Here is a 16,848-nt window from a genome sequence, read left to right on the forward strand (position 1 = left end):
CGGATGATGAAAAAAAGCCTGGCCCCATCGGCCAGACTTTTTTATGTTCACTCTCCATCAATGGTTTACAATCCCGACACGCGCTTCTGCTGCAACAAGGCTTCTCGCCTCTTCATAGCCTTCCTTCCACAGGAGATAGCGAATACTGTCAGCCAAAGCCTCCCAGCTCGCTTCGATCACGTTGGTCGAGACTCCTACCGTGCTCCATTTCTCCCCATCACATGCCGATTCAATCAATACACGGACTTTTGCCGCAGTGGCACCATTCTCATCCAGGACGCGTACCTTGTAGTCGGTAAGATGCATCTTGGAGATAATTGGGTAATAGCCTTCGAGTGCTTTTCGCATGGCGTTGTCCAGCGCATTGACCGGACCGTTGCCATCTGCTGCTGTATGAACTGTCTCCGAATTGACACTGATTTTGACAGTGGCCTCAGATGTGATGGCCTCGGCAGCTGATTTTTCCATCAAAATTTTGAAGGAGTCCAGCGTAAACAGCTTTTTCAGCTTGCCTGCCGCTTCCAACAGCATGAGGGTAAGGGAGGCTTCCGCTCCTTCGTACTGGTAGCCCTGGAATTCACGCTCCTTGATCTGCTTGATGATCTCACGCGCTTCTGCCCGCTCCAGGGAGAAATCGATCTCCAGCTCCTCCATTTTCGCCTGTAAATTGCTCTGTCCAGCCAACTCCGAAACAAGGACACGGCGCTTGTTGCCGATATTCTCCGGCTCGATATGCTCGTAGGTCTTCGGATCGCGCAGCACTGCGCTGACGTGGATGCCACCTTTGTGGGCAAACGCGCTGTTGCCGACAAAAGGCTGGTTGTTTGGAAGCGTCATGTTGGCAATTTCAGCCACGTAACGAGAAAGCTGTGTCAACTGCTGAAGCTGCTCGCTGCTGACGCAGGTATAGCCCAGCTTTAATTGCAGATTGGGAATGACAGAGATCAGGTTTACGTTTCCACAGCGCTCTCCGATTCCATTGATGGTGCCCTGTACCTGTGCTGCCCCCGCCTGAATGGCTGCAAGCGCATTGGCTACCGCAACGCCGCTGTCGTTGTGCGGATGGATGCCCAGCGGCACCTGCAATTGGCTGTTCACATGCTTTACAATATCGTATATTTCAGTTGGCAGACTGCCACCGTTTGTATCACACAAAACAATCCAGTCCGCTCCGGCCTGCTCGGCAGCTTTCAATACCTGTAAGGCATACTCGGTATTTGCCTTGTAGCCATCAAAGAAATGCTCGGCCAAAAACAGCGTGGTCAAGCCTTTCGATTTCAAAAAGGCGACTGAGTCCGCTACCATCCGAAGATTCTCTTCCAGTGTCGTCTTCAGTGCATCCGTGACGTGCATATCCCATGACTTCCCAAAGATTGCTGCAGCTTTTACTCCGCTGGCAATCAATGCACGCAGGTTGTCGTCTTCCGAAGCCACTACATGTGGACGACAGGTGCTGCCAAAAGCTGTGACCTTGGCATGCTGCAGCGGAATTTCCCGAATTCGTTCAAAAAAGGCCATGTCCTTTGGATTGCTCCCCGGCCATCCACCTTCGATAAAATCAATACCAAACTGATCGAGCCGCAGAGCGATCTTTATCTTGTCTTCTACCGACAGGCTGATCCCTTCTCCCTGCGTACCATCACGCAGGGTCGTATCGTACAGATACACCTTGCTCTCCATGTGTCTCCACCCCAACTATTGTCCGTTTTTTCTTTTTTCAGAATAATCTCACCATTTTAATTACTGAACAATACACAGTATAGCATAGCCCACAAGGAAAGAAAATGCGGGAAAACACTGGGTTTTCCCGTTTTCCGGTGAAAACCCAGCAGCTACAAGCAAACAAAACGGTCATGACCGTTTTGTTTGACCGCAAGCGGTCACATCCACTTATATGAAAAACGTCGAGACGTTTTTCACAGAAAAAATCTACTGTTTTTCAGCTGTCCACCTGTCGAGGACAAATTCGGCTGTCAAGTGAATCGCTTCATCCAGCTGAGAGGTACTGCCGGCAAACGGATGCCTTGCGTTAAACGTATGATCGGCTCCTTCGATCCAGATCAGCTCACTCTCATTCGCTGCTTCATGCAGTCGCTGCGCTCCCTTTACCAGACGGACAAAGTCCTCCCGCCCCTGAATGATGCGCAAAGGCTGTTTCATCTCTGCCACTTTTTCCAGCAAATCATAGGCTTGTCGATTTTGATCCACGTCTTCAATCACGACACGGGTAATCGGCATGTCCTGGCCTGTACGAGCATTGGGGATGTAGCCAACCCCATTCTCCGCGATCTGGTTGCGCAGCTTTTCGTCGAACAGATTGACATCCGCCACTCCGTTCCACGTGATGATGCCTGCTACCTGTGGATTATCGGCTCCAAACAGGATGACGTCTGCCCCGCCTTTGCTGTGGCCTGTGACGAACAGCTTGTTACGGTCTGCGTAATCTGGCAATCCCAGCCTGCCTTCGCGAATATACTGCGCCAAGACTTGCAGGTCCGCCACCTCACGTGCATATGTATTGCGCCCGAACTTTTCCAGCTCATCAAAATGGGTTTCACTTTCTCCAACACCATTGCAGCTGAAGTTGAATCGGATTGTTACAATTCCCCGTCTGGCCAGCTCGTCGGCGACATACGGAAAGCTTCCCCAGTCTTTAAAGCCCTTAAAGCCGTGGCAAAAAAGCAGTACAGGCTGTCGCTCCCCTTTCGTGGGGTCTGCATGCCAGTTGCCGCGCAGCGTAAGTCCTTCTTCTAATGGCAAAGAAAAGGTTCCCTTGTTCATTTCGCTTCACCTCGTATTTTTTCAGACTGCATCCATTGTGGCTTTCCTATTATTATGCAGGGCTGCCCACAGAAAAGAAACCATGCGTCTTAAAATCGTTGTACAAGTAAATAAGCAACAGCGGCAGACTAGGACTTTTTTCAAGTCTTCGTACTCCGCTGTTGCTTTTGGGGGAGACGCCTTATGAAAACTGCCATTTTTGTTCGGCATCCAGCAGATAAAGCGCGTATTCCAGAGGCCTTCTTACTGCTTCCAGATACTGCTTTTTTTGACCCAGCTGGCGAAAAATTTCTCTTCCCGGCTTAGGATTCATTTCGATCAACCACACGTTTCCGTGCACATCGATGCCCAGATCAATACCGAATTCCATCATCTGACCGAAGTGCTGCTCGATGCGAGCCACGGTGCGCAGGGCAACCTCCCGACATTCGCGAATGATCTGCCTAGCCATTTTCAGCCCAAAGTGCTCCGTCAAAAAGGAGCCTGTCGGTATGGCCTTTCCGCCACTATGCAGGTTGGAGGTAGAGGACTGTCTCGTCCCCATTCGGATTGCCATGCCGGTCAAGCGCCAGTTTCCGGTACCGTCCTTCTGAGCGAGCAGGCGAGCATCTACAGTACGTCCTGGCACAAGGCCTAGCTCCAATCCCTGCTGTAGAAAAAACTGCTCGTTTCCGCTTTTCTCCTGTCTCATCCACTGCTCTAGCCGTTGAGACAGTGCCGAAAAGCTGTTCAGCTTCTCCACGATTTTCTTTTTCGTTTTCGTTCGGCCATGCAATTCATATCCGGTCGGTTTACTTTCGATTCGCAGGATGCTGCGTCCTCCTGTGCCATTGGTAGGTTTCAGATAAATGACGCGATGATGTGCCAGCATGATCGACAATGCCGCTCGGGAGTAGGATAGCGTCTGCGGCAGCCATTTTCTTAGCTCAGGCTCCTGTTCCAGCACCTGGTGAACAGCGAATTTATTGGCGAAGCGGCTGTTGGCATACCGAAACCAGGATTGCTTGCGAAAGGTGAGGTATTTGGTGTGCTTGGGTACCGGATAGTAGCGGTATCGGTCAATCACGATGTCGGGCCAGGCGTACCAGTTGCTTTTCCAGCCTGTCACATCAGGCGTATAGCCTTTGATTGCTTTTGCATTCAAATAAACATCCTGCGGACCAAAGAGGAAGATTTCACAGCCCATCTTCTCACCCTCGCGGACCAACAAACGCAGGAAGCCTGGTTCAACAAAGCCTTTTTCCCCTCTGTAGGTAAGGATGCCAATCCTTTTCTTCACTGGTGGCAACACCGCCTTCCTGTGCACTTCCCCTTTTATTCTCCTAGTCAGTTTATGGCTGAAATGAAAAAAAGCGCCTTTGCCCCTACTAGGCAAAAGCGCATCTTCATTTTGTATCCTTATGACTGGTGCTTCTCCAGGAAATGCAAAGCAGTTCTGCCCAAAAGCTCCCCCGCGATCAGCATCGCGTCTTCATCAATATCAAAGCGCGGATGGTGATGCGGATATTCAGCCAGCTTTTCCAGATTGCCCGCTCCAACAAAGAAGAAGGCACCAGGAACCTTGCCCAAGTAGTAGGAGAAGTCCTCTCCTCCCATGAGCGGCTTCATCGGCAGGACTCGCTCTTCGCCAAATGCGGCCAGTGCTGCCTCACGTGCCAGCTCGGCTTCCTTCTCGCTGTTGATGACGGCCGGATAATCCCGAATATAGCGAACCTCCGCGCTGGCCCCCATCATCGCTGCTGTTCCTTTGGCGATCTCGGTCAGCCGCTCCTCGGCGCGGTCACGCACCTCTGGCAGGAATGTACGGACTGTACCCGTCAGGCGGCAGGAATCCGCGATGACATTGTTATTGTCTCCTCCGTGAAACGTTCCGACGGTGACGACGACACTGTTCATCGGGCTGACATTGCGGCTGGCGATGGTTTGCAAGGCTCCCACGATCTGCGATCCGACGACAATCGAGTCAATCGTTTCATCCGGGATGGCACCGTGCCCCCCCCGTCCTTTAACCTCGATGACAAAATCATCGATGCTGGCCATAATCGGCCCAGGACTGATGTATACGTTGCCGACTGGCAGCATGGACCAGAGGTGAACCCCAAAGATCGCGTCCACACCGTCTACTGCCCCGTCCTGTGTCATCTGGATGGCGCCGCCTGGCGACTCCTCCTCCGCATGCTGGAAAATAAAACGAATTTCACCGGCGAACTGATCGCGATGATTGGCGAGAACACTGGCCAAGCCAAGCAGCTGAGAGGTATGCGCATCGTGACCACAAGCATGCATGACCCCAGGGACTTTGGATTTATACGTAACCTCTTTTTGATCCTGGATGGGCAGCGCGTCGAAATCCGCGCGCAGGGCTACGACTGCGCCAGGACGGCTTCCGCGCAGGACGCCAACTACCCCTCGTCCCCCGACACCTGTGCGAATCTCGTCAAAATTCAGTCCTTCCAAAATTTCAGCAATCATCTGTGGTGTCTTTTCTTCATGAAAAGACAACTCCGGATATTGATGCAAATGACGACGCCAACTGATGATTTGCGGTTCCATTTCTTTCAAGCGGTCTTTGAGCTGCTCCTGCAATGACATGCTGTGCACTTCCTCCCATACCATGCGAATGCGATTCTTGTCCTATCGTTTATCCTTATCATAGCAGAAAAAGTAAGGAATCTGGATGGAAGATTCGTCAAAGGGGCAGAATCTGCTGCTTTCTTTGCTCATAGACGGCTATTGATTCAAACCCTGCACGCTTGAGCGTCGCGCTAGCCATGTCGCCATGATTCCCCAATTGATCCGGGCGTGTCGCTCCTGAAGCTGTCGTCACAGCTACCCCATGTTGAGCCAGAATCTCCAGCATTCGGGAACTTGGACTCATTTCGCCGACAGTTGGGTGGCGGTACCACATGGTGTTCAACTCGGTCGCCACCCGGTTGCGCTTGAGGGAACGGGCAATACGCTGGTAATAAGACAGCAGAGAGGTTTCCTCCGGACGAAAGCCGCAGCTCTTTAATCCATCCACATGAGCAATCAGATCAAACAGCCCGCTCTCTACTGTCTGCTCCACCAGATCAAAGTATCGACTGTACAGGCTGCCGAGATCCATTCTCCCGAAGCGCTCGCTCGTTTGGGGCAGATGAACAGCGACTCCCTCAACAAAATGAACGGCGCCCAGGCAGAAATCCCAGTCATAGGCATTCACGATCCTGGACAGTGCTGCTTCCTGTTCAGGGAAAAAATCCAGCTCGATTCCGACCCGCAGGGCAATCCCGTCGTCTTCCCAGCGCTGCTTCTCCCTCTCCAGAAAAGCGAGGTAGTTCGGAAAGCTCTCGCAGCAGACTTGATCCAGCCACTGCCGCTGGACTCGTCCCAGATGATCCTGTCCCAGATGCAGCTGCTCTTCATAGAGGCTTTTGAATTGTGTAAAACGGTAGCCATGCTCCACGATGCCGACGATTCCAATCCCCAGCTCCTTGGCTCGCGACCGATACTCATCCAGCCAGGCCGACGAATAAGGCCCTTCCCTCATGCGATCCGTCAATCTACGCACCAGCCCGTCCATCCATTCCCTTGTGCCAGGCACCTCTTCCTTTACCTGCTCCGAAAGCGATGCTGTTGTTTGCATCAACCAATCCAGAGAATACGGCCCTTCCTCAACATGGACATGAAAATCTACCTTCATCCCGATCCCCTCCGCGGGTATTTCCAACAGTCTTACTTGTTTTTATGTTGAGGGAATAGGGCATATGTCACACGAACCTATTTCATGTCGCTTTTTCGCTCATACGTACAAAACGCATGTGGATAGCGGTTCTTCTCGTCTATGATACCTTCTCGCTTATCTACCAAGGTAAAGGCATCCCGATCCCATGCCGGGAAATACGTATCCCCCTGCGTGTCCAAATGGATCTCTGTGATGTACATGCGATCTACCACATCGAGAAACTGGCGATAAATCTCGGCTCCTCCGAAGATGATCACATCTCCGAGCGCCAGCACCTCCTCCTTGGTATGAACCACATCCACACCTGGCATGTGAAAATCAAGATTGCGGGTCAGAACGACATTTCGTCGGTTGGGAAGCGGCTTGCCGATGCCTTCCAGCGTCTTTCTTCCCATCACGATCGTTTGGCCTGTCGTAAGCTCCTTTACGTGCTTCAAATCAGCCGGCAAATGCCAAGGCATGACGCCATCCTTGCCGATCACCTGGTTGTTCGCATACGCGACGATCAGGCTAATCATACAGCTACCTCTCCTTTAATATGTGGATGGGCTTCGTAGTCGACCACCTCAATATCGTCGAAGGTAAAGTCAAAAATGGATGTAACCTCCGGGTTGAGCTTCAGCTTTGGCAGAGGCTTCGGCTCTCTGGTCAATTGCAGCTTTACCTGCTCCACGTGGTTGAGGTACAGGTGAGCATCGCCTAATGTGTGCACAAATTCACCAGGCTCAAGTCCCGTTACATGCGCCATCATCTGGGTGAGCAAAGCGTAGCTGGCGATATTGAAGGGCACGCCCAAAAACGTGTCTGCACTGCGTTGATACAGCTGGCAGGAAAGCTTTCCATTGGCGACATAAAACTGAAACAGCAAGTGGCATGGAGGCAGTGCCATCTCATCCAGCTCAGCCGGGTTCCAGGCGCTTACGATCAAACGGCGAGAGTCGGGATTTCGCTTGATTTCCTCTACGACCCACTTGATTTGATCGACCGTCTTGCCGTCTCGTCCAGCGAAAGAACGCCATTGCTTGCCGTATACCGGTCCCAGATCTCCGTTTTCATCCGCCCACTCGTTCCAAATGCGCACGCCATTTTCTTGCAAATAGCCAATATTGGTATCACCAGAAAGAAACCACAAGAGCTCGTGGAAAATCGATTTGGTATGTAATTTTTTCGTTGTAATCAGCGGGAAGCCCTCGCTCAAGTCAAACCGCATCTGATGACCAAAAACACTGATGGTCCCCGTGCCTGTCCGGTCTTCCTTTTTGACTCCCTCGTCCAGAATGCGCTGGCACAAGTCCAGATATTGTCTCATTCCCCTACACTCCTTCCCTATTAGGTCTATACTAAACCAAAACGGCGCGATTGAAAACGGAAGGGATACAGCATGCTATAATAACAAGGAATCGAACGCATGAAAAAGGAAGCGGGATCAAATGGACGAGAAAGAATCGAAGACCAAACCACGCTACAAACAAATTGCAGAACAAATGGAGCAGCGGATCAGCATCGGTGAATTTCCACCTGGCCATTTTTTGCCTTCTGAGCGGTTGCTTGCCAAGGAACTTCATGTAAACCGCTCCACGATCGTCGCAGCGTATGATGAGTTGCAAGCAGCAGGTGTGGTCGAGAGAAAGCGAGGCAGCGGTACGATCGTCAGCCGGGATATTTGGTGCACAGCAAGCTTTGCATCTGGTCGTGCAATGTCTGTTGCAACCTGGAGACGCTGTAGCAATCGAAGAACCATCCTACTGTTATTCCCTGCCCTTGTTTCGTTCTTCCGGCTTACGGACCTTCCCACTTCCTGTAGATAAAGACGGGATTATACCCGAACAACTGGCAGAGCTTCATCGCAAGCATCGGATCAAGATGGTCTTTCTCAACCCCAATTACCAGAACCCGACCGGGAGCCTGCTCTCTCTGGAGAGACGCCATCGCTTGTTGGCTCTTTCAGCAGAAAACGGCATCCCGATTATTGAGGATGATCCTTATAGTCTGACCTCTTTTTCCGGTGAGTCCGTACCGACACTCAAATCACTCGACAGGCACGGTACTGTGCTATACATCAGTTCATTGACAAAAATCGTCGCGTCCGGACTGCGCATCGGCTGGATTGTCGGACCTCAGACCGTCATCGAGCGATTGGCAGATGCCAAGCAGCAATTTGACTACGGACACAGTATTTTTCCGCAGTGGCTGGCTGACAAGTTTCTATCCTCATCTGATTTTTCTAGACATATGGATCTATTACGCAGCCAGCTCCTCCTGCGTCGCGACCAGCTCGTGACCTCGTTGCAAGGCCATTTTGGCGATCAGGCAGAACTTGTGATACCAGCTGGAGGCATTCACCTTTGGTGCGGTCTGGCTGGTGAATGGAACGAATCACAGCTGTTGCGTGAAGCCGTGAAGCGAGGCACCATTTTTGTCCCTGGGCATCTTTTTGGAGCGAAGGATGGATACGTGCGCTTCACATTTGGGCGAGCGGATGCAGACGAAATTCGCGAAGCTGTTTCTCGCTTTGCAGATGCTTTCACTTTAAGTGGATGAGCAAAAAAGCTACCAAGTGGATGGTTTCAATTTGTATGGATCGCGCTATGATCAAGTTGTGCAAGATGTTTGATTCCTTGTCTTCATCTGAATCAATCCTGTTCATTCCCAGAAAGGACGATGGTGTATGTCCATTTATCCATTTATCATTGCTGTCTTTGTACTGGTCGCGATCGCCCTAGCTGCCACCTTTAAGATCGGATTGCAGCCAGAAGAAACCAGACAGCGGGGATTCGTCGAGCGCTCCCGAAACCTGTTGATCATATACGGAGTCATCACCATAATCTTGTTGATTGCTTTGGCCGTCTTTCTCTATTTGCGCTGATTTGGAACATTCGCTAGCAAAAAAACGCCGTCCGCTCTCTACGAACGAGAGCGACGGCGTTATTTTTTTTGGTGGCCAGACATTGAAAAGGCGGATTAATTGTTCACTGCTGAGCGTTCTACATTTGCTGCTTGCTGACCTCGTTGACCATTGACAATTTCAAAGGTAACGAGCTCGCCCTCCTCCAAATTGCGGTAACCGGATCCACTGATTGCTGAGTAGTGAACGAACACGTCCGGCCCACCATCCCGTTCAATAAAACCATACCCCTTCTCCTTGCTAAACCATTTCACTTTCCCATGAATCATTGCATTTCCTCCCTGTACAAATTGCAGCTATGCGCTTACTTCATCCTATGCGGATGCGAAGAAAGTGGAGATACGGTATGATAAATAAAGTACGACTTTTCGTCTTTTCGCCGAAAGGAGATGATTTAGCATGCGTAAAACCGCTATTGTCCTCTGCGCATTGCTTTTGACGGCATGTTCAGAGGTATCAGAAGGTGTACAGACGGCTCAACAGGCAATCGAGACAGGAAAGCAAGCGATCGAAACAGGAAAACAGGTCGTAGAGGCTGGAAAGCAGCTGGCCGAATCTGAGATCGCCCAACAGTTGAAAACCTATCTGCAGGAAAAATACGACTCCTCTGAGGCACTGAGAAACGCGATGTTTAGTGGAGACGGGCAGCTTTTAAGTGAAGAATTGCAAAAAACGGAGCTGGCCAACTTCAGCTTTTACAAATCCGATCTGCTCGGCCTCGAATACAAGGGAAAACTGACCGGAGACGGCAAATTCCAAGTATTGAAGCAGGATCTGAACAATCCTTCTGCGGAGCCTACCGTGGTCAAGGAGTTCCAGGTAAATCTGGACAGCAGTGGACAAATTCAATTGCAGGAATAGACGTTCAAAAGATTTTTTTGATAGGCTTGCGATCCCGTATCGCAAGCTTTTTTTCTTTGGCTGCCGAGAGCCCATCCAAAGCTGAGATCCTGGGTCTTTATTCCAAGCCTTAGCCTTCACGTTTTTGCATGATCAAAAAGAATAAGTCCATATTACACCCATAGAGACTGAATACATAAGAGGTGCTGTGACGTATGAACATGCTGCTTGGCTCCATTATCGTCTATATGGCTGGAATGCTGCTCATTGGCTATTACGCTTATCGACGCACCTCCAATCTGACTGATTACATGCTGGGCGGACGCTCTCTCGGTCCCACTGTCACTGCCTTGAGTGCAGGAGCTTCCGATATGAGTGGATGGCTGATGATGGGCTTGCCGGGAGCCATGTTCGCCCAGGGTCTGAGCGCTTCCTGGATCGCGATCGGCCTGACTTTAGGTGCCTATGCGAACTGGCTGTATGTAGCTCCGCGCTTGCGTACCTATACAGAGATGGCCAACAACTCGATTACGATTCCCGCTTATCTGGAGAATCGCTTTGGAGATGCTTCTCATCTGCTGCGACTGGTATCGGGCCTTGTCATCCTGATCTTTTTTACATTTTACGTCTCATCCGGCTTGGTCTCTGGGGGTGTTTTGTTTGAAAACACCTTCCAGCTCAGCTACCAAACCGGGTTGTGGATAGTGGGACTGGTGACGATCGCGTACACCCTTTTCGGGGGCTTCCTGGCTGTGAGCTGGACCGATGCTGTCCAAGGCCTCATCATGGTCATTGCCCTAATCATGGTCCCTCTCGTTACTATCGTTGCGGCAGGTGGGGTGGGGGAATCGTTTTCCGAGATTCGCTCCATCGATCCTTCTCTGCTCAACATTTTCAAAGGGACCAGTCTGCTCGGGATCATCTCGCTTTTCGCCTGGGGGCTTGGCTATTTCGGTCAGCCGCATATCATCGTTCGCTTCATGGCGATTACTTCGACGAAAGAAATTAAAAAGGCCACCCGAATTGGCATGGGGTGGATGATATTCTCGGTTGCGGGCGCGATGCTCACCGGCCTTGTAGGAATTGCCCTTTACTCCAAAAACAGCTGGACGCTGGCTGATCCGGAGACCATTTTTATCCAGCTTGGTACGATACTTTTTCACCCGATCATCACAGGGTTTTTGCTTGCGGCTATACTGGCTGCCATCATGAGCACGATCTCGTCACAGCTCCTCGTGACATCCAGCTCCCTGACGGAGGACATATACAAGACTTTCTTTCGGCGCTCGGCAACAGACAAGGAGCTGGTGAGAATCGGACGACTCTCTGTTCTCATCGTTGCGGTCATCGCATTTCTGCTCGCTCTAAACAAAAACGACACCATTCTCGATCTAGTCGGCTACGCCTGGGCAGGGTTTGGTTCCTCTTTTGGACCTGTCATCCTGCTGTCGCTGTACTGGAAGCGCATGAACCGCTGGGGGGCACTGGCAGGGATGATTGCAGGGGCCTTGACGGTCATCATCTGGACGAGATTCGATGTGCTAAAGGACTTTTTGTATGAGATGGTCCCAGGCTTTGCTGTGAGCCTGTTGGCGATCCTGATCGTCAGCAACGTCACGGCAAGGCCACCGATGGAAGTAGAATCGCAATACGACGCATACCTGAAGAAGAACCAACAATAATGACTCATGTTCTACACCGCAGGATGAGGCCGAGATGGATCGAAAAAACGAAACACGCTTTTAAGCGTCCACCCCTGAGAGATTCCTTGGAGACGGCGCTTGGGACGCGGTTTCGTTTTTTCACGAAGTCGGGCAGTCTATCCTGTTCTTACTCGTTACCAATACGCTTCAAGCTGGAACATCTCCGATATCGTCGTAAAAGCGTATTTTTGTTCACAAAGCACTTCGATGATATACGGCAAAGCTTCCACTGTTCCCTTGAGTGTATCATCTACAGTTCCCGCACAATGCTGCAAGACGACAGAGCCCGGCCCTACATGCCCGAGGACATTCCTCGCTACCTGGGGCCTGGTAAGCCCCTTCCAATCCCAGCTGTCCACATCCCACAGGATGATCTCGTGACCCCCAGCCTTTAAAATACGGTTCACGTCTTCATTCGTCGCTCCGTATGGGGGACGAACCAGGCGTGGCTTCAAGCCAATGATTTTATCGATTTGCTCTGTGGTTCTCTCCACTTGGTCGAGCACGGCAGAGAGCGCAATTTTCGTAAAATACGGATGGTCCCAGCTGTGATTCCCGATTACATGTCCCTCGGACGCTATTCTTTCCAGTATTTTGGGATTGTATTTTGCCATTTGACCTACGCACATGAAGGTTGCCTTTACGCGATACTGGGCCAAGATATCCAAAACACGCGGGGTCCATAGATGGTCGGGACCATCATCAAAGGTAAGCGCGACTTCCTTGGGTTTTCTCCGAATTGGAGCTTCTGTGGTACTATACCGGCTCTTCCCTTTTTCTTCACCCTTTTTCATTCATTCACCTCCATCAAGCTTCAATCTCAAACCGTTCAACGACACTCTCCCGCTTCGTCCATATATTTCATGATTTTGGCGACGTATTGCTGCGTTTCTTCCGGCGTTGCGGACAACCAGGAATTCCCTTGTTCTGCTATTGCCTTTTTCATGTTGTTTACACCCCAGTTATATGCCCCCAATGCTTTGGGAATATCGCCTTCGAATTCTTTCAGCATTTCTTTCACGTACATCGCCCCACCCAAAATGTTTTGCCACGGATTGGTACGATCGATTCCTAGCTCCTCTGCCGTTTCAGTCAAGAGCTGCATAATGCCGAATGCACCAGCTTTGCTCAATCCTGCATTTTTTCCAAAACTAGATTCAGCGTAGGCAATCCCATGCAGAAGGATCGGGTCCAGATGAAACAGACGTGCCGCCTTGTCCAGCATCATTTTTACTTCTTGCTGTCCATCAAAAGAATCCTCACGTGCTGGCGGTATTTTTAAGGGCTGCCCGACAAAAATCATATTGGATGTGAGTTTGTTCCCTTTTTTAAGCTGTTCTACCGATACCATGTATCTCTGGGCAATCTCCCAGAGGGTTTCTCCCTGGCTCACGATATGCGTTTCGTAAGGTTCGATGGAGGCAGCATCGTAATAGAGAAGCTCACCATGGTGTTGGGGACTCTCCTTTTGATCGGGCAGAATGCCATGCTCTCTCAATGTACGCAGCATATATTCCGCTCGCTGGCGGTAGGTGTGGCTACGGACTGCAAGATTTCCCCGTTCGCGAATTCTTCTTCGCTCTTCTTCGGGACGGGCCAGGTATTCACGAACGAGGCGAAGTGTCTCTTCAGCAGTAGCAGAGACCAGCAGATCGTCACCTGGGCGAAACAATCTCCTGATCTCAGGCGTATCCTGTGTGAGAAGGAATCCGCCACAGCCGAGTATTTCAAAAATTTTCTGCGGGATCTGGGTACCCCATGTGAGTAAGCTGATGACGATGTCTGACGAGCAGTAGACTTGTTTCATCTCTGTAGATGGCAAGGAGGCATGAATCCACTCCTGCGGGATGTCGAGCCCAAAGAAGGGCTTCATTTTATCCCAATCCCTGCCATAAAAATCAATCCGTATGTTTTCGTACAAAAGCGGTCGAATCAGGTTATGCAGGGCCATCAACCGATCCTGATCCGTATGATGTTTATACATGTGGGGAAAAGCATGCCCTACCAATGCTATCGAATGGCGGGGTTCGGAGGGAGTAGGTTCGGGGAAAAAGAAAGTCTGATCATAACCGAAGTCCATATGTGAAGCCCGAAAGCCTGCCTGTCTGTAAGTGGCTACACATGCAGGGGATACTGAAAACACAAAGTCAACCTGCAAACGCGAAATCAAAGGCAAGGACCAGATTTCGAGAAAGGTAGGGTCATCTACCGCCCAATAGACCAACGGCACTTTGGCTTCCTGGGAGCATTGTCGAATGACATGCTGCAGCGTGATCGACAGCTCTGGGCCCCAGCCTATCACGACCATCAGTTCAGGCCTGTATTTTTTGATCATTTCAGGAATATTTTTCTCGGTTAATGGTCCCGTAATCATCACTTGATGTCCTGCATCACGAAACCCATACGCGAGTCCATGAACGGATGCGTGGCTATTTTCAAAGAACAAAACGCGCATGAACGTTCTTTCACCTCCAATCTCAAGAACCGTTGTTTTCTTTGATCTTCAAATACTGGTCAACGTAAATCAGATCGGAAGTCAGACCGTTCTCCTTCATGATTTGTTCGACCGTCACACCGTACTGTTGTGCAATATTCCAAAGGGTGTCCCCCTCTCGAACGTCATGCACCTCGTATTTCTCCCTGATCCGATCCATGAAATAGGTGAGTTTGCCACCCGTCAGCGTATCGCTGTCTTCCTTTTTCACGATGCCTTCCTCCTGGAGTAGGTCCAGCATGTAGTCAGCTCGATGCTGGTAGGTTTCTTCACACACGGCATGCATCCCCTGCTTTCTGATCTGTTCACGCAGATCGGGATGCTCCAGATAGTGACTGACGAGCTCTACGGTTTCCTTAGCAGACGAAGATGCTACCAAATCTCGATGGGGAACAAAAAGGCGTCTGACTTCAGGTGTACTATGCGTAACCAGACAGCCACCCGAGCCTAGAATTTCATAGGTCCGCTGGGTAAGCTGGGTCTCATAATTTTGCAATCCGATCACGATGTCTGCTGAACTATACACTTTGTTTGCTTCTGGATACGGGAGATAACCATGTATCCACTCCGCAGGGATGTCTTTTCCTAAGTAAAATTTCATTTTGTCCCAGTCACGACCGTAAAAATCAATACGTATATTTGCATGAAGGAGCGGTCGAATTAACGTATATAAAGAGACCAGGCGATAATGATTGGGATATTGTTCAAACACCTGGGGATAGGCATTAGCCACGACTGCAATCGAGGTACGGTATTTTTCCTCACTCGGCACGGTGCAATGAATGCTCGGGTGATAGCCAAAATCCATATGAGCAGTTTTTATACCCTGTTGACGGTAATAGTCCACTCGTGCCGGACAAATGGTAAACACGAAGTCAGGTTGCACTCGCTTAATCAATGGCAACGTGAAATAGCTCGTAAAAGTAGGATCTTCCGTTGCCCAATACACGAGCGGTACTTGCGCTGCATGTACATGTTTACAGATCCATTCCTGCTTCTCCGTTGTTTGTTCAGGTCCCCACCCCAGCATGACGATGAGATCGGGCTGAAACTCTGCGATCATTTCAGGGATATTCTGATCCGTCAGAGGTCCTGAAATCATCACTTTATGGCCTGAATCGCAAAATCCATTCGGCAATCCATAAATCCACATCGGGTGGCTCTCCAAAAACAGGACACGCATTTTCTCACCTCAACATTCTCATATCATTCGATACCATATGCGGCGGCAAGTCTTTCGCGTAACGGCGGCAACCATCCTTTTGAATGCGGAAAAACACGTATCGATACTTTTCATAGAGATAAAACCGTCATGAGCCTTTTTTTGCATGTGCATGCAGTTTATCCAGGGCATACTGAATCAATTGCTGATCCTGCGTATCGACTCCATGAAAAAGTGACCAGAAACTGACGATTTTTGTGTAAAAATGATCGATGCGCTTGAGAAAGGCCGAATCCAGCGGTCCCTTGTAAAAATGAATTACTTTATTTACAAAAGCTTTTCCGTAAGCCCGGCAGATCCCGACAAAATCATAGGCAGGATCCCCTGCCCCCATCGCACCAAAATCGATCACACCGGACAGTTTTCTTTGTTCAAAATCGTACAGCAGATGCTCTGGCTTCAGATCATTGTGTAAAAGGCAGGGTGTAAACCGGAATGAATCCTTGTCTGTTAAAAAGTCATCAAAGACTTGCCTGGTCCATGAAATCAGCTTGGGGGTCATAACGGGAAACGCTTTGTTTTTTATCGTTTTGAACAGGTCCCTGTAGTAGTCTTTGATCTGTGAAGCTTCTGCCGCTTCTCCAAATGCTTTATCCAAAGGAAAAGCATGCATGGCGGTCAAAAATGCCCCGATCTCCTTGGCCAGCTGCTCTTGCTCTTGATCATTCAAGCCAGCCATGTCCACAGGAAAAAGCGGACGTCCTGCTATCATGGGATAACCCACATAGGGGATCTGATCAGACTCATTCGAGGAATAGATAAATTGAGGGATTGCAACAGGGAGAACAGCGTGAAGCTGGGGCAAGATCTGAAGCTCCTTGGCCATGATGCTCTTGGCTTCTTCTGTCTTGGGGAAACGAAAAATCATCCTTTCCCCGACGATCAGTACAAGATTGTACCATCCTGTATCATCTACACGCAGGGATTCCTTGGCCAAATCCGGGTATTTGGCGTGCAAAAGCTTTTCCAGTTTCTCCGTCTCCACAGTGATGTCTGCTCCTTTCTAGAACATCCAAATTAGAGGATATTGTATTGTATGACTTGGCAAACAAGTGGAAACTTATAGTCACGTACATTCTCACATCTACCTACCAAGGAAAAAAATAAGGATGTCTCCCCGGCGATGAGAGACATCCTTTGTACTTCCATTAACCTCTATTCCGATAAAAGACCGGACGA

General features: G+C 50.0%; 15 protein-coding genes and 1 pseudogene. 4 read left to right on the plus strand and 12 right to left on the minus strand.

What is annotated here, in order from left to right; genetic code table 11:
- Positions 1–57: 57 nt before the first annotated feature.
- The 7 genes from cimA to EDM52_RS09325 form a co-directional block, all read right to left on the minus strand.
- The gene (gene cimA, locus EDM52_RS09295; RefSeq protein WP_122908722.1) at positions 58–1,680 is read right to left on the minus strand and encodes a citramalate synthase; all 1,623 of its coding nucleotides are present in this window, start codon (positions 1,678–1,680) and stop codon (positions 58–60) included.
- A gap of 249 nt (positions 1,681–1,929) precedes the next feature.
- Positions 1,930–2,781, minus strand: coding sequence for an alpha/beta hydrolase (locus EDM52_RS09300; protein WP_122908723.1), 852 nt, complete (start codon positions 2,779–2,781; stop codon positions 1,930–1,932).
- A 181-nt stretch (positions 2,782–2,962) separates the two neighbouring features.
- Positions 2,963–4,060 carry a YheC/YheD family endospore coat-associated protein gene (locus tag EDM52_RS09305; RefSeq protein ID WP_122908796.1) on the minus strand — a complete coding sequence of 366 codons (1,098 nt, stop codon included), beginning with the start codon at positions 4,058–4,060 and terminating at the stop codon, positions 2,963–2,965.
- A 119-nt stretch (positions 4,061–4,179) separates the two neighbouring features.
- A complete protein-coding gene (locus EDM52_RS09310; protein ID WP_122908724.1) occupies positions 4,180–5,373 on the minus strand; it encodes a M20 metallopeptidase family protein in 1,194 nt (397 codons plus the stop codon).
- A 97-nt stretch (positions 5,374–5,470) separates the two neighbouring features.
- Positions 5,471–6,463 carry a PHP domain-containing protein gene (locus tag EDM52_RS09315; RefSeq protein WP_122908725.1) on the minus strand — a complete coding sequence of 331 codons (993 nt, stop codon included), beginning with the start codon at positions 6,461–6,463 and terminating at the stop codon, positions 5,471–5,473.
- A gap of 77 nt (positions 6,464–6,540) precedes the next feature.
- On the minus strand, positions 6,541–7,023 hold the full coding sequence (locus tag EDM52_RS09320) for a dihydrofolate reductase (protein ID WP_122908726.1): 483 nt from the start codon (positions 7,021–7,023) through the stop codon (positions 6,541–6,543).
- Entirely contained in the window at positions 7,020–7,814 is a 795-nt protein-coding gene (locus EDM52_RS09325; protein ID WP_122908727.1) for a thymidylate synthase, read from the minus strand. Before EDM52_RS09325 ends, EDM52_RS09320 begins: the two co-directional genes overlap by 4 nt.
- A 121-nt stretch (positions 7,815–7,935) precedes the next feature.
- On the opposite strand from EDM52_RS09325, the pseudogene EDM52_RS09330 reads away from it, so the two are divergent.
- Together EDM52_RS09330 and EDM52_RS09335 are read left to right on the plus strand one after the other, a co-directional pair.
- Positions 7,936–9,046 (plus strand): annotated as a pseudogene (locus EDM52_RS09330) (aminotransferase-like domain-containing protein).
- A 127-nt stretch (positions 9,047–9,173) separates the two neighbouring features.
- Positions 9,174–9,371 carry a hypothetical protein gene (locus EDM52_RS09335; protein ID WP_122908728.1) on the plus strand — a complete coding sequence of 66 codons (198 nt, stop codon included), beginning with the start codon at positions 9,174–9,176 and terminating at the stop codon, positions 9,369–9,371.
- 95 nt (positions 9,372–9,466) lie between these two features.
- Here EDM52_RS09335 and EDM52_RS09340 read toward each other — a convergent pair whose 3' ends face one another.
- Entirely contained in the window at positions 9,467–9,679 is a 213-nt protein-coding gene (locus tag EDM52_RS09340) for a cold-shock protein (RefSeq protein ID WP_122908729.1), read from the minus strand.
- A 130-nt stretch (positions 9,680–9,809) separates the two neighbouring features.
- Between EDM52_RS09340 and EDM52_RS09345 the strand changes: the two genes are divergently transcribed.
- Entirely contained in the window at positions 9,810–10,271 is a 462-nt protein-coding gene (locus EDM52_RS09345; RefSeq protein WP_122908730.1) for a hypothetical protein, read from the plus strand.
- Between the two features lie 194 nt (positions 10,272–10,465).
- On the plus strand, positions 10,466–11,932 hold the full coding sequence (putP, locus tag EDM52_RS09350; protein WP_122908731.1) for a sodium/proline symporter PutP: 1,467 nt from the start codon (positions 10,466–10,468) through the stop codon (positions 11,930–11,932).
- A 155-nt stretch (positions 11,933–12,087) separates the two neighbouring features.
- On the opposite strand, the gene EDM52_RS09355 is transcribed toward putP, so the two are convergent.
- The 4 genes from EDM52_RS09355 to EDM52_RS09370 form a co-directional block, all read right to left on the minus strand.
- The gene (locus tag EDM52_RS09355; RefSeq protein ID WP_122908732.1) at positions 12,088–12,747 is read right to left on the minus strand and encodes a polysaccharide deacetylase family protein; all 660 of its coding nucleotides are present in this window, start codon (positions 12,745–12,747) and stop codon (positions 12,088–12,090) included.
- 35 nt (positions 12,748–12,782) lie between these two features.
- Entirely contained in the window at positions 12,783–14,408 is a 1,626-nt protein-coding gene (locus EDM52_RS09360) for a DUF3880 domain-containing protein (RefSeq protein WP_122908733.1), read from the minus strand.
- Positions 14,409–14,430: 22 nt separating this feature from the next.
- Positions 14,431–15,630 (minus strand): DUF3880 domain-containing protein, encoded by a 1,200-nt coding sequence (locus EDM52_RS09365; protein ID WP_122908734.1) that lies wholly within the window; start codon positions 15,628–15,630, stop codon positions 14,431–14,433.
- Positions 15,631–15,757: 127 nt separating this feature from the next.
- Entirely contained in the window at positions 15,758–16,654 is an 897-nt protein-coding gene (locus EDM52_RS09370; protein WP_122908735.1) for a phosphotransferase family protein, read from the minus strand.
- Between the last annotated feature and the right edge of the window lie 194 nt (positions 16,655–16,848).

The organism is Brevibacillus invocatus (assembly GCF_003710915.1).
GTDB classification, from domain to species: Bacteria; Bacillota; Bacilli; order Brevibacillales; family Brevibacillaceae; genus Brevibacillus; species Brevibacillus invocatus.